General features: G+C 56.1%; 14 protein-coding genes. 8 read left to right on the top strand and 6 right to left on the bottom strand.

All coding sequences use genetic code 11. The features are described 5' to 3' along the window. Positions 1–2,818: 2,818 nt before the first annotated feature. Positions 2,819–3,313 (bottom strand): hypothetical protein, encoded by a 495-nt coding sequence (locus tag AAXE93_RS02090; RefSeq protein ID WP_390127696.1) that lies wholly within the window; start codon positions 3,311–3,313, stop codon positions 2,819–2,821. Positions 3,314–3,488: 175 nt separating this feature from the next. Here AAXE93_RS02090 and AAXE93_RS02085 point away from each other — a divergent pair, with 175 nt between their 5' ends. From AAXE93_RS02085 to AAXE93_RS02075, 3 genes are all read left to right on the top strand, one after another. Further along, positions 3,489–3,704, top strand: coding sequence for a hypothetical protein (locus AAXE93_RS02085; RefSeq protein WP_390127694.1), 216 nt, complete (start codon positions 3,489–3,491; stop codon positions 3,702–3,704). A gap of 717 nt (positions 3,705–4,421) precedes the next feature. Further along, on the top strand, positions 4,422–4,667 hold the full coding sequence (locus tag AAXE93_RS02080) for a hypothetical protein (RefSeq protein WP_390127692.1): 246 nt from the start codon (positions 4,422–4,424) through the stop codon (positions 4,665–4,667). Between the two features lie 111 nt (positions 4,668–4,778). After that, positions 4,779–5,168: a putative quinol monooxygenase gene (locus AAXE93_RS02075; protein ID WP_390127690.1), complete on the top strand. Its 390-nt coding sequence runs from the start codon at positions 4,779–4,781 to the stop codon at positions 5,166–5,168. Between the two features lie 42 nt (positions 5,169–5,210). On the opposite strand, the gene AAXE93_RS02070 is transcribed toward AAXE93_RS02075, so the two are convergent. Together AAXE93_RS02070 and AAXE93_RS02065 are read right to left on the bottom strand one after the other, a co-directional pair. After that, positions 5,211–5,465: a hypothetical protein gene (locus AAXE93_RS02070; RefSeq protein ID WP_390127688.1), complete on the bottom strand. Its 255-nt coding sequence runs from the start codon at positions 5,463–5,465 to the stop codon at positions 5,211–5,213. Next, positions 5,458–5,928 (bottom strand): hypothetical protein, encoded by a 471-nt coding sequence (locus AAXE93_RS02065; protein WP_390127686.1) that lies wholly within the window; start codon positions 5,926–5,928, stop codon positions 5,458–5,460. Before AAXE93_RS02065 ends, AAXE93_RS02070 begins: the two co-directional genes overlap by 8 nt. A 281-nt stretch (positions 5,929–6,209) precedes the next feature. On the opposite strand from AAXE93_RS02065, the gene AAXE93_RS02060 reads away from it, so the two are divergent. Then, a complete protein-coding gene (locus AAXE93_RS02060) occupies positions 6,210–6,479 on the top strand; it encodes a DUF1651 domain-containing protein (RefSeq protein ID WP_390127684.1) in 270 nt (89 codons plus the stop codon). Between the two features lie 176 nt (positions 6,480–6,655). On the opposite strand, the gene AAXE93_RS02055 is transcribed toward AAXE93_RS02060, so the two are convergent. Further along, positions 6,656–6,847: a hypothetical protein gene (locus AAXE93_RS02055; RefSeq protein ID WP_250396600.1), complete on the bottom strand. Its 192-nt coding sequence runs from the start codon at positions 6,845–6,847 to the stop codon at positions 6,656–6,658. Between the two features lie 185 nt (positions 6,848–7,032). Here AAXE93_RS02055 and AAXE93_RS02050 point away from each other — a divergent pair, with 185 nt between their 5' ends. Next, complete coding sequence (locus AAXE93_RS02050; protein WP_390127682.1) at positions 7,033–7,212, top strand: hypothetical protein; 180 nt, start codon at positions 7,033–7,035, stop codon at positions 7,210–7,212. 647 nt (positions 7,213–7,859) lie between these two features. Then, positions 7,860–9,623: a gamma-glutamyltransferase family protein gene (locus tag AAXE93_RS02045; protein WP_390127680.1), complete on the top strand. Its 1,764-nt coding sequence runs from the start codon at positions 7,860–7,862 to the stop codon at positions 9,621–9,623. 16 nt (positions 9,624–9,639) lie between these two features. On the opposite strand, the gene AAXE93_RS02040 is transcribed toward AAXE93_RS02045, so the two are convergent. Continuing rightward, on the bottom strand, positions 9,640–10,032 hold the full coding sequence (locus tag AAXE93_RS02040; RefSeq protein ID WP_186497609.1) for a DoxX family protein: 393 nt from the start codon (positions 10,030–10,032) through the stop codon (positions 9,640–9,642). Positions 10,033–10,455: 423 nt separating this feature from the next. On the opposite strand from AAXE93_RS02040, the gene AAXE93_RS02035 reads away from it, so the two are divergent. Continuing rightward, positions 10,456–10,629, top strand: coding sequence for a hypothetical protein (locus AAXE93_RS02035; RefSeq protein WP_006043228.1), 174 nt, complete (start codon positions 10,456–10,458; stop codon positions 10,627–10,629). Positions 10,630–10,684: 55 nt separating this feature from the next. After that, positions 10,685–11,566, top strand: a complete 882-nt coding sequence (locus AAXE93_RS02030) for a GNAT family N-acetyltransferase (RefSeq protein WP_390127677.1) — start codon at positions 10,685–10,687, stop codon at positions 11,564–11,566. A gap of 152 nt (positions 11,567–11,718) precedes the next feature. Here the strand turns inward: AAXE93_RS02030 and AAXE93_RS02025 are convergent, their stop codons facing one another. Next, on the bottom strand, positions 11,719–11,946 hold the full coding sequence (locus AAXE93_RS02025; protein WP_390127675.1) for a DUF3136 domain-containing protein: 228 nt from the start codon (positions 11,944–11,946) through the stop codon (positions 11,719–11,721). Positions 11,947–12,060 lie beyond the last annotated feature (114 nt).

Below are 12,060 nucleotides of genomic sequence, written 5' to 3'. Positions count from 1 at the left end.
GGTATCAGGCTTCTCATATAGGTGAGAAGTTCGTCTCACGCGGAAGGGCCGAAAGACCACAACGCGAGATCTGCATAGGAGGTCTCAACAATGAGCAGAAGAGGAATTCATCCCCTTTTGATGGGGTTGGACAAGCCAGATAGCAAGGCCGAGGACAAACCTCTGGGAAGGCCGAGCACTCAGATGGCTGGTCTTGAGTCACCTCAACACAAACGGTTCCTTCGTGCCGAAGCAGAAGACAAAACACAGGCCAAAACCGGATGGATGAGATGACTCCTACCAAGCTCACCAACGCGCCTGAAGGTTTTGAGTACTACAGGGTCTGCGACCAGGAAGGCGTCTGTCATGTGGTCAGGGGAATGCAGGAAGTCCAGCGACTTCTTGAGAAGAGACCTGGTCTGAATGTCACCAAGATCCCCTGATTGAGGCCATCACGCTCTGGAGAGCTTGTCACTTAGTACCAATCACTTGCTTCGAGGGGGGAATGACCTTTTCCTCAGAACAAATCCAACGTGCCCGTGAGCTGGCGCGAGAACGAAGGAAACATGGGGCGATACAACGCCTGCTGATCGATGAGTTCAACTTGCGACCAGCCCAGTGCCGTGCGCTGCTGATGACCGCTCTTGCAGACGAGAAAGCTGCTTAATCAATCCTCGAACATAGACGCCAGGTTGTGTTAGCACCGATAGGAGTGAGTCAGGACGAGCCTTGTACTGCATCCAACAAGAGGACGCTCCTGATCATTGGATTAAGGATTTGTGCTTTAAAACGGAGGTGAGGGCCTATCTACGGGCACGTGTCATGTCGAGGGTCAAGGCATGCAGTTACAGAGTTGTTGACCAGACCACTAACGATGTGAAAGCGGTCGTTCGCGACGGACAAGATTTGATTGGGTGAGGGGAGTCCCAGTCAGCTCTTGCCATCGCTTGAAGTGAGGGCTCACTGGCATTCGATGCACACACGATTCGTATGTCTACGTTGCGAGTGTCGTCCTCTTCAGGGACATGGGATTCGACGGAGTAGACAAGACAGACCGTTTCATCATTGCCGCCAGGCGACGTGCCGAAGCTGCGTTGCATGAAACCTCTCCAAAGCTGACAGCACTTGAGAAAGCGATGTGGCTCAAGTTGAAGCGAGGTGAACGCCCCTGCAAAAACAACACGTCGTCGTAGGCGAACAGTTGATCTGCTCTCAAAGTGGAAGGCCGCCCCTCCCAGCTGGAAGAGACGGCCTAGTTCGCTCGTTTGTGCATGCTTGAACCCGTGATGTAGTCGGGTGTTGAGAGGCCAGCCCACCTACGACAGGAATGAGGTGGCCTCTCTTATTCCTCGCTTCCGACACCAACTGTCCCTTCCATCCCATCAGGAGCAGAGGTCAAGTCGTAGTGCCATCTCTGGCGAGGGGCGAAGCGTCTGGCGTGGTGGCGCCTGGGGCCATTGGGTCCAGGGGTGTGGCTGATGAAGCTCCGGGGCACCTGAGGCAATGAAGCTTTGGCCTACGGGACGGTGCAAGTTGGAGTGTCGATTGGCGTGGCGTTTCGCTCGCCTCGTCAAAGGACCAGCCTCACGGATGAGTGGAAACTGTTGGAGCAGGGGCCAGAAAGTCAGTCAGCTTCTGCTGTTTGCTCAGGTGGAGTGTCGGCCGTCATTGGCTCCTCCGATCTCGATGGACATACTTTCCACCCGTCAGCGGTTAATGGCTATCCGAGTTAACGCTCATTGCCTTCTGGGGCAAAAGCAGCAAATGTGTTGATGGCGTGCCTCACCCAGCTGTGGGTTATTCAGATCCACCCAGCTAAGGCGCTGATGATCTGTGGTAGGTGCCGAACTGCAGAACGACAGCTCATGTCTTCCAGCTCATCCCCTTGAGCCTGTTCCATGCCTCCAGAGGCTCCATAGAAAGGAGCGCAGGGCAAAAAAAAGCCGGGGCATCACACCCGGCTCATGCGCAGATGACCCTACTTATCGGCTTCCGATCAAAACGCAAGGGGCTGTTTCAACACAGTCCAAGCGATGATGCTGGTAGTGCGGTGAGGCGCTGCCAACTCAACAGACGGAAAGAGCCGACAATGGAATCGATCGAAGGCTCACTTAACTTGATGGAGAAAACGCTCGGAGATTACGCTCCAGCGTCGCTTGTTTGCCTCGACTTCTGCATCCTTCGCTAGATGTAAGAACTGCGCCTTAGATAAGCGCTTTTGCTGGGCTTCTGGTGGAAAATGCATGAGCCTCTCCAACAATCAATAAGCTATGACGGCACAGCAAACCACAGACACGAAATTAACCAAACTCAAATGAGTATTTATTGGGGACGACCATCAAAGAATGAGAATTATTTTTATAACCTCGCCGTTCCTTTGGAATTAAACCGAACCCACCTTTGGGGAGAGCGTCAAACGAGGGGCGCAGACCTCTGAAGGAGGAAAAACTTCAGAGGTCTTTTCTTGACGGGTTTTGAGGCGTCCAAGTATGCGGCATGAAACCCCAGGCCCAGATAGCCACCAAATCCGCAATGGGTTTTCATGAGCCGACCCATCTAGCCCCCGAAAACGCCGAAAATCCCTAGGTATTCTGCATCCACCGAACAGTGCCGTAAACGAGACCATCACGCCGAGGATTGCCGCGCAGGCTGCTGCTGTGAGGAACAGGGTGTAAAGCATCTGGGCCTCCCTTCGTCGGATCTATTTCTAAACCTGCCACACAGAAATACATAGGGAACAACCGGCCTGTTTCGTTCGTTTTCCCGTCTTGATCAATAGATCAGTGGCTGGTTCTTTATCACTCACACCGTTCACTCCCCCATGCACGAGCAATTCCGCTTAACGACCCAAGGGCATAACTTCAGATCCACCAAGGTCTTTCCCTTTAGTCGCCAAGTTGTACATGTCTTGGTGAATATTGTCCGATTCATTACTGAACCAATTGGTCAACTCTGGCTGCAGAACTTTTTTGGGGCCCAGGTCAATGAAGGAATACTCAAGCGTGATGAAGTCCCCACCAACAGTGCGATAACCAAGCTCAAGAAGCATCTGGCCGCTTGCAGATGGGGCTTCAATCTGTGCCTGCGTTGCCTTGAGGCTGAGCTCCACCAACTTGCTCGCAACCGTGCCATCACCGGATGCATCCCTAATTCTGATCATTAATGCTGACCCCTTGCTCTGCCTCAGTAAGAGCTGTGTTTGCTTCCTTAGAAGCCATTGACATGCAATGGCATTGGCCTGAAGCGAGGTCTTAAAAAACGAAAGGTCGTCCTTCGGACCCTGGGTCTTTTTATGCCGCTTGAGTAAACCGAGTTTCGAGAGCAGCCACTTCATCGCATCGTTATCAAACGAGACCGTAAATAGCCCATTTTTGGGCTGGCAAGAAAGATTCTTTTTATCGCTTAACCCGAGTATCTGTTGTTACCAAGAAACTTGAAGGAATGACATTGTCGAAGTGTGAGCGTTGTAACGACCAAACGAAAACGATGAAAGCCATGACAGGGAAGAGTTGCCAGAACGCTCCATGGCTCAAGCAGACTTAATCGTACAGACTCCGCGCGGCTCATCCATCCAAAAAATCGAGGCCGGCAAATTTCTGGTGTGCGACAGCGAGAACGTGTGCTTCTTCACGCGCAGCCTCTACCTCGCCGAGGAGCAGCTGGAGGAAATGGAGCTTGGCTACCGGTTCCCGTATTCAACCAATTTCCGCAAAGCGCCCGCATGACATGTGGAGCAATTTGAGTAGCGGATTTCGCTGAATCAACTGGCTCCAATGGCTTATCTGTATCGGGTCCTGGTCTCATGCACCTAGCCCGGGACGCGGACCCATGTCAGCGGCAACTGCTGGGTCCGTTTGTCTAGCGAATCCAGCCGTTCTCCCGAGGCCAATCGAGCTTTTAGGCAGTCCGTATCAGTCGAAACCATCGCAGGGATCTACCGAAATTTTTGGAGGATCAGCACATCTTCAGAAATTTCCAGACAAGCCTGCTGAATGGCCCCATCATTGAGCCCTCAGTCGCCCGCACACCAGTGTGGTGCTGAGCAGCACAGGGAGAGCGACCCTGGGGCTAGCAGACGAGTTTCCCCGTTGAGAGCGATCAATGGGGGAACCTCTCTGTGTCTAAAAGCTGTAGAAATTCAGTGCATCAGGCGCAAATCAGTGTGACGTGACGAACGTGTTTATGCGGATACCGCATCGCTCGGGGAGGACTCGCTTCTCCTCGCGGTTCCGTGGCTCCACATCGTTAAGTCGCAGCTTGGTTGAAGGTCAGCCATCGCGGCAGAGGGAGCTGCTCAAAAACCTCGGCCACGCCCCTGCACACCAATCGATTCAATAAGTACTTGATGAGCAAATCATGAAAGAAATATAATTACCTATTTGCAATATTTAAAGCTTTGAAATCAAACAAGTAATCAAGTGCTTAAGTCGTCCCGTTATTTCATGGAGGACAGTATGCACAGCCAGAAGAACTCCCCGGCCTGCTTTTTGCGCTGGTCTGTGAGCAAAGTTGCTGACAGGCTCTATGCGGTTGCGGCAACGGTTGATGGAAAGGAATACGACTTTGTCGGCAATTTTAAAAGCGTTCGAGAAGCGCAACAAGCAGGCCGCCGCTACGCCGAAGACCTGGTTCACAACTCGATGGCTGGTGGTCGCTTATCGCTGAAACAACAACCTCTAGCCGCCTGATCGTCTCCACTGAAACGAGACTTGAAGACAAGCGTGAGTTCCCCTGGGGAGTGCACTTCCAGGGGTTTTCAACCTGAATCTATGGAACACTTGGGCACCGCCTGAAAGCCCATGGCCAGCTTCGACCAGTCCACACCCTTCATGTTGCTGGCGCGAATCCACGTCAAGCCCGGTTGTGTGGACCAGTACCTGGAGCTTGCCCGCGTCACCGACGAAGCCGTTCAGGCTTCTGAGCCAGGCATGATTCATCACACCTTTGATCAAGACCCAGACGATCCTCAGGCGTTCGTGTGGTCTGAGGTCTACTCCAACGACGAAGCATTCAGCGCCCACGTCTCCAATCCTCCCGTTCAGGAGTATCTGCAGAAGCATGCGGAGCTTGGCGATGGCTTCAGCGTTGAGGTTTACGGAACGGTGGGCGATGACTGCCGGCAGCTGATGGAGTCGTTTGGACTTCCACTCAAGATCTTTGAAACCAAGCTTGGATACAGCAGGGTCTGAACAAGCTGGCGGAAAGAACCCCTCGAGTTTTTGCAGTCATGCCTATGAATTGCTCTTTAGTTCATCCTTGAGCTTGTCAAGACGGGTTTTGAGTTGCCTGGCGCGACGGGTTGTGGGTTTCTCGTCATGGCCCTTCAGCGCTGATTTGATCACTGCAATCTCCTTCTCAAGCTTCCGTCTCCTCGTGAAGGAAAGCGCTTCCTGAGCAAGACCGATCAGAAAATCGCCTCGCGGGGCATAACAAGGAGCATCTTCAGCTGACTCGTTGTGTGCGGGTGCATCCTCAGGATCAATCATGATCCAGGGATTTCTCGGCAACATCGGCCGCCATGAGAAACACATAAGAGAGAGCATTCATATGACTAGCCAGATCTTTGATCGATTCAACGATCTCCTTTCGCGACAAACCACTCTCCCGCTGAAGTCGAATGATCTCGTGCGTCAGTCGGGTCACATGGTCGCGACCATAGTTGTAAGCAGTACCAAAACAATCCTCACTCTCCTCATCAGTCCTGCAAGCTGAGGCAAAGTCTGAGGCAATTTTCTGAGAAAAATCTTCAACCTGACGGCAGGGCATCGCTTTCTGGGTTTGCCGGAATGTATGCGAGAAAAGAATGAAGACCCAATAACTTTTTGAGCCAATGCGTTGAACTTCGAAGTTTTGCTTATCGATCAATGACAAAACTTTATGTTTTTTCTTGGAGAAACAAAAAGATGCTCGACGTCTTTCTCTAAACCATCGATCGATGCATCGACCCATGCAAAGGTTCCCTGCCTTGGTTGGACCGTGGTCGCAAGCCAAGGCCAACAGGAGCTTCTCTCAAGCCTCGTTTTGACTGAGACAAGCTTCTTTCCCTCGAGCAAAACAACACCGCATCCATTGATGTTCCGTCGGATTCGCCAGCGTCCTTGAGGCCTGAACAGCGTCCTGCTCGATTTGGCCCACCGTTCAAGCAGCAAATTCGCCATCGTGAAGCCGGGGCGTCGCCTCGGCAGAAGATGCTTTGCTGAGCTGTTCTCTGTTGCCGTCGCCCCACCCCCTTGCCCCGTTACCGCGCCACCCACGAACCACCGGAACAGCAAGGCGGAGAGGGTTGGCTGGTGAGCGCCGAGCAGCAGAAGGTGGTGCAGTTCAAGCCAGATGCATCCACCGCCCATGCTCAGTGGGTGGTGGTGCGCAGCTACAGCTGGATTCCGCCCAATCCACCGGTGCCCCAGACCCGGCGACGGATGCTTCGGCACAACGCCATCGAAGCCTGGAACACCATGCTCAAAACGGGCTGGCGACGCTGTCCACCACCGGTGCGCTGATGGCAAAAAAGACCGATCCCTTCCGGGACCGGCATGACGCGATCAGAAAAACACTTGGCTTGGTCTTAGCCCTTTCCATTGGACTCCACGGTGATGGGCTTGGGTGTACGAGTGGAACCATGGGCGCCATGACGCCTTGACGAAAGGGCGATCAGGCGTAGAGAAAGAAGCGTCAATCACATTCCATCCATCTCTGTCTCTGCGTCGAGCTCGAGGCCGACATCATCGATACAGGCTTGTTTGTCCACTTGGCACAACAGCTGCATCAGGTTCTTTCGATCAAGAGCTGACAACTCACCGTTGATTTCCCACTTCAGGCAGGTTCTGCGCTGGCAGCTGCCGGTATGACCCTTAAGAACCTCAAACATGACAGCCTCCTTTGGGCTGATGATTTGATCCTTACGACGGATTGATAGAGCTATTCCAGAGCAGCAATACCTAACTTTTCTTGGCACTCGCCAGAGCCCTCCAACCTTGAGCTGATGAATCTCGGTGACGAGTGCTGGCCCCCTGCGGCCTCTTTCGCCAACGTTATTGAAGTTGCGATAAACCGATGACCAACGGAAACGGCACCTGGGCCAACAATCAGCCCCCAGCAGCAGCCGAAAAACTCTGGAGAGGCCTGGCTCTGGTGGGAGCTTTCCACATCGGAGGAATGCTGATCAACGTCATCTTCCAGATGATGGGCAACAACAGCCTGGATGGAATTCCAGCCAAATTCCTCGGCCTCTGAGCCCATCTTCCACAACAAAACGGTTATGCGCCCCTGCAGCAGGCAGGGGTTTTTTATTGGATATCTGGGACGCGCCAAGCGACTCAGAGCCAGGGCAATCAAAGCGAGACCCAGCCATCTCTGGCTGAGCACAATTACCCATTGTTAAGGGAGATTGCGCAGCATTAAGTTCTCTTTGCATGCACGAGTCGTTCCCGGGGAGTGGGCTCTTCGGGAACCTTTTTTGGGTAAGTTTCAATCAGGTGTGTGATGTATCCCGTAGGTGGGCCTGCGGATACATTTCCTCCTAATGAACGGCCGCTTCTCGCTAACAGCCGAGAGGAGAGGAGCAGGCGAGGGAACCTGCTCCCTATTCCCTCCAGAAGCGTTTGCAGTGGTGCTCGCGCCGGCACGATCATCGGCCATACGGGAATGATTCTCATTGAGCTGAAATGCCTATTCCACCTCCTGAGAATTCCCTGAGAAACGCTCCAATCGCACCTCGAACGGCCCTCCACTGATCCACTCTTGAGGTGAAGGCTGTGGTGCCTTCAATGCGTCAAGCAGGAGCGGGCTGAGGGGCCGCCTCTTTTTTTTGATCAGAAGGCCAGCAAAGGCCAGCAGTCCGCCTCACCAGCCACAAGACTGAAACCAGCCGATCCAACGCCGTGCTCCCCCAGCTCAAAGCGTTGCTGCTGGCGCTGAGCCTTTGGAGCAGCCTCCCCGCAGCGGCAGCCCCGATCAGCCGCGACGATCCGGAATCCAGCGACCCCAGCACCAGAGGCATCTCCACCGCCCGCGGATCCGCCGTGGTGGTCACCGCAAATCCCCTCGCCAGCACGGCAGCGCTGACTGCGCTGAACAACGGCGGCAGCGCCATCGATGCTCTGGTGACAGCCCAGGCGGTGCTGGCGGTGGTGGAACCCCAGAGCTCCGGTCTGGCAGGTGGCGGTTTTTTGCTGCACTGGGAGGCCAAGCAACGCCAGCTTGCAGTGCTGGATGGCCGTGAAGTGGCACCCGAACGCAGCCGCCCCAGCGATCTGCTCGACGCCGCGGGGGATCCCCTCCCTTGGCGTCAGGCCACCAGCCAAGCCAACGCCATCGGCATTCCCGGCACCGTGGCCCTGCTCTGGCAGGCCCATCAAAACCACGGCCAGCTGCCCTGGAGCCAAACTCTGCAACCGGCGATCCGCCTGGCCAGCGCAGGCTTCCTACCGAGCCCGCGGATGGTGCGCTCGATTCGCCTGGCCCAGCGTTTCGGCGTGGCCCACAGCCCTGCGTTTCAAGCGCTCTACCTGCCCGGTGGCCAGCCACCAGCAGCGGATCAACCCTTCCGTAACCCAGCCCTGGCACGCACCCTGAAACTGCTGGCCAGGGAAGGGGGACCAGCCTTTTATCAAGGGCCTCTGGCGCAGCAGATCCTGGACGAGGTGAATGCCCTGCGGGCCAGCGAGCCGAACTTCCAAGGCTGGAGTTCTACTGATCTGAGCAGCTATGCCGTGGTCCGGCGCACCCCCCTGTGCAGCCAGCAGCTGCAGCACCGGATCTGCACGGTGCCGCCCCCCAGCAGCGGTGGCTTGGCGCTGCTGCAAACCCTGGCGCTGCTGAACCAGAGCAGCAACCTGGCCAGCTCCAGCGCAGCTGAGCCGCAGGTGTGGCGGCAGCTGGCCCGCGCCCAGGCCTGGGCCGATGCCGACCGCCTCTATTGGGTGCACGACCCCATCGATGGAGCGGTGCCCAGCACAGCCCTGCTGGATACGGCCTACATCGCCAGCCGGGCCAGAGCCATGCAGGGCACCAACGGCTCAAGGCCAACGCCAGGGCTACCCCCAGGCATCGATCGTTATCCCTACGGTCGGTCGAATCGTGGCATCGAACAGGGCACCAGCCAGATCACCATCGTGGATGCCAGCGGCAACATCGCCTCCTACACCTCATCGGTGGAGACGATCTTCGGGAGTCGGCACCTGGTGGGAGGCATGGTGATGAACAATCAGCTCACCGATTTCGCCTTCAAGCCCAGCCTTGGCGGCAAACCGGTCGCCAACCGCCGGCTGCCTGGACGGCGGCCGATGTCGTCGATGGCGCCGACGCTGGTCTTCCGCAACGGCGAGCCGGTGCTGGCCCTCGGCAGCCCAGGCGGCCGCAGCATCCCCCATCTACTCAGCCGGGTGTTGCTGGCGGCCTTGGTCTGGAACGAACCGCCAGCGCGGGCGGTGGGGCTGCCCCATCTCTCTCGGCGTGGCACAACGCTTGTGCTGGAAAGCGATCCGCCGCTGCCCTGGCCGTTTCAGCTGCAGCAGCTCAAAAGCGAGGCAAGCCCGCGGCGTCAGAGCATCGGCAGCGGCACAGCTCTGATTCAAAAAATCGGTGCTGGCTGGCAGGGGGCCGCTGATCCGCGCCGCGAAGGAACGGCCCTGGCCCTGCCCTGATCCAGCCAACCGGCAATCAACCCTTGGAGCGCAGGTGCGTGAAGCTGGGCACGCCATTGCCCCAGGCACGGGTGATAGCCAAGATCAACGCGCCGATCAGGGCCAGGTTCATCGCAAAGCCGCTGTCCACCGGGAAGGTGTGGAAGATCAGCGTGGTGGGCACCAGGAACAGCAGCAGCAGTGAGGCCCCCAGCACCGTGTTGCTGCCGAACACCAGCAGGATCGATCCGGCAATCAGCACCACAATCGCCGCCACCAACAGCACAGAAGCCAGGGGTTCGGGGATGCCCTTGGAGGCGATGAAGCCTGCGGTTTCAGCGAAGTTGGTGAATTTGGCCGGCAGGGCATTCACAAACACAGCCGCCATCAGCACCCGGCCGAGGAAATCGAACAGCTTCGAAGCAGTCATGGGGATCAGAAGCTCTTGGGGAAGAGGAGTCGTGATCAGCACACTAGAGAGCAACTGTTCACTGGGAACAGACGTGAAAAACCCCCGAGGAGTGAGCCTCAGGGGTTGTTGCCCTCATGAACCTTCGTCCGCCATCACCATCGCGGGAAACCTGAACAGTGGGGAGAGGAGAACCGCCTAAAACGATTCGGATCACGCATGCGCCGATGGATGCAAACAACGAATTGTCCCCAGATGGGGGATAGATCAACGCGTTCAGAAGCAGTAAGACAGTTCCACTCGAGGCAAAGCCATGAAGCTCGACCTTGCTCAAGCACAACCCATGGGAAGCCTCATTGTTGAGGGGACTCACCGCCCATTCCATGCCCTTGCCTGCGCCCTGCGGCCAGCAACTGTGCGCATCGGAAGGAAGGTCACAGAGCGATGACAACTGCACCACAACGATTTGTCGTTCGATACAAGAAGAACGACGGCAGCCAACACACGCTCCAACTCCACGCGGCCAATCGCCAAGAAGCGCGCATCGTCGCCATGGAAACCGATGCCTACGTGCGTCGATATCCAACCAGTGTTGATTCGATTCTTCAGGCGGCCTGACGCCGCCTGAGCACTGATCGAACACTCAGGTTGCAGATCCCTCGCCTGACTGTCGATGCTGGAGATCAAACCGTTCACGCCAGCCGATCTCGACGTCATCACCGAGATGGCCCGTGAACAGGATTTTGCTCCAGGAGTGGGCGACATCGAGATCTACGCCAACACCGACCGTCAGGGGATCTGGTTGGCCTGGCAAGACGACGTGCCAGTGGGCTGCATCGCCGCCGTCACCTACAGCTCCAGCTACGCCTTCATCGGCCTGTTTGTGGTGAAGCCAGAGCATCGGGGTCAGGGAATTGGCCGTCGCCTCTGGCAACACGCCTTGAAAAACCTCAGCAGCGTGGAGTGCATCGGCCTGGAGGCGGCAGTCCAGATGGTGGGCTTCTACGAGAAAGCCGGATTTCAAAAGGACTGCGTCACCACACGCCGGCAGATGCTCTGCCGCAGCGATCAATCACAACACCCGAACACCACCCTGCTCCAGCGCAGCGACATCTCCGTTGTGCCACTGCGTGAGATCTCTCTCGAGGCGATTCAGCGCTACGACGAACGCCACGAAATCAGTCCACGGCCCCATTTCCTTGAACTGTGGTTACGCCACAGGGCAGGAGACGTGTTTGTGGCAAGAGATTCCCAGGGAACATGCCACGGCTACGTGCGCATTCGGCCTTGCTTACTCCCCATCGGTGAAGGTTGGCGGGTGGGGCCCTGGCTGGCAGAAGATCCCGTCATAGCATCGCTGTTACTGAACAACGCCATCGATCGCCACAAGGGAATCGTTCTGATCGACACCCCGGGGCATAACCCATCTGCCAAAACGATCACAACGGCGAAGGGCTTCAAACCCATGGGCTCGACCGTGCGCATGTACAAAGGCCCAATGCCGGAGGGCCACGACCGCAACGTTTATGGCCTGGCCTGCCTCGAACTCGGTTGAATCTGCGGGTCTAGCAACCACTCCCTGAATTCCTGAGTCAACGCATAGCTGTCTTCATAGCGTTGTTCTTGATCAAGGGCTGCAATCCTCTGCATCACCTCGCTCACAACTTGAGCCATGATGGCATCAGCTTCGATTGACATCATTCCTCCTTAGGCATCAGTTACTGACGAAAACTCGGCCTGAATCATCAACATCAACCGCTCAGGAGATTTGTATTGCCTTGGCAAGGAGCGATGCAACAGGCGCAAACGATCCCAGCAAAGTGTTCGCTCAAGTTCAGCGCTTGTTTTTCCCTGCTTGATCAGCATCTTCAAAGCCTTGCAGTACAGCGGATATTTGGCTTCGAGCTCTCCGATACTGAGGTTGGATGTGCTCATGGAACCTTCACGCTGCCAGGCAGAACTGTGCAATGAATGAGGCCGATTTATCGCCTCCCAAATGGGGACAATCGTTCTGTCCCCGGATGGGGGTAGCTCAATAATCCAGCCAGC

It is taken from the genome of Synechococcus sp. HIMB2401, assembly GCF_042883245.1.
GTDB lineage: Bacteria > Cyanobacteriota > Cyanobacteriia > PCC-6307 > Cyanobiaceae > Parasynechococcus.
The sequence above is the reverse complement of the archived record's forward strand: the minus strand, read 5'-3'. Positions and strand labels throughout refer to the sequence as shown.

Excerpts from the sequence above, each read along its gene's own strand:
- AAXE93_RS02075 (WP_390127690.1), top strand. The coding sequence starts at position 4,779 with ATGGCCAGCTTCGACCAGTCCACACCCTTCATGTTGCTGGCGCGAATC.
- AAXE93_RS02080 (WP_390127692.1), top strand. The coding sequence starts at position 4,422 with ATGGAGGACAGTATGCACAGCCAGAAGAACTCCCCGGCCTGCTTTTTG.
- AAXE93_RS02070 (WP_390127688.1), bottom strand. The coding sequence starts at position 5,465 with ATGATTGATCCTGAGGATGCACCCGCACACAACGAGTCAGCTGAAGAT.
- AAXE93_RS02030 (WP_390127677.1), top strand. The coding sequence starts at position 10,685 with ATGCTGGAGATCAAACCGTTCACGCCAGCCGATCTCGACGTCATCACC.
- AAXE93_RS02090 (WP_390127696.1), bottom strand. The coding sequence starts at position 3,313 with ATGAAGTGGCTGCTCTCGAAACTCGGTTTACTCAAGCGGCATAAAAAG.
- AAXE93_RS02065 (WP_390127686.1), bottom strand. The coding sequence starts at position 5,928 with ATGGGTCGATGCATCGATCGATGGTTTAGAGAAAGACGTCGAGCATCT.
- AAXE93_RS02040 (WP_186497609.1), bottom strand. The coding sequence starts at position 10,032 with ATGACTGCTTCGAAGCTGTTCGATTTCCTCGGCCGGGTGCTGATGGCG.
- AAXE93_RS02025 (WP_390127675.1), bottom strand. The coding sequence starts at position 11,946 with ATGAGCACATCCAACCTCAGTATCGGAGAGCTCGAAGCCAAATATCCG.
- AAXE93_RS02035 (WP_006043228.1), top strand. The coding sequence starts at position 10,456 with ATGACAACTGCACCACAACGATTTGTCGTTCGATACAAGAAGAACGAC.
- AAXE93_RS02055 (WP_250396600.1), bottom strand. The coding sequence starts at position 6,847 with ATGTTTGAGGTTCTTAAGGGTCATACCGGCAGCTGCCAGCGCAGAACC.
- AAXE93_RS02050 (WP_390127682.1), top strand. The coding sequence starts at position 7,033 with ATGACCAACGGAAACGGCACCTGGGCCAACAATCAGCCCCCAGCAGCA.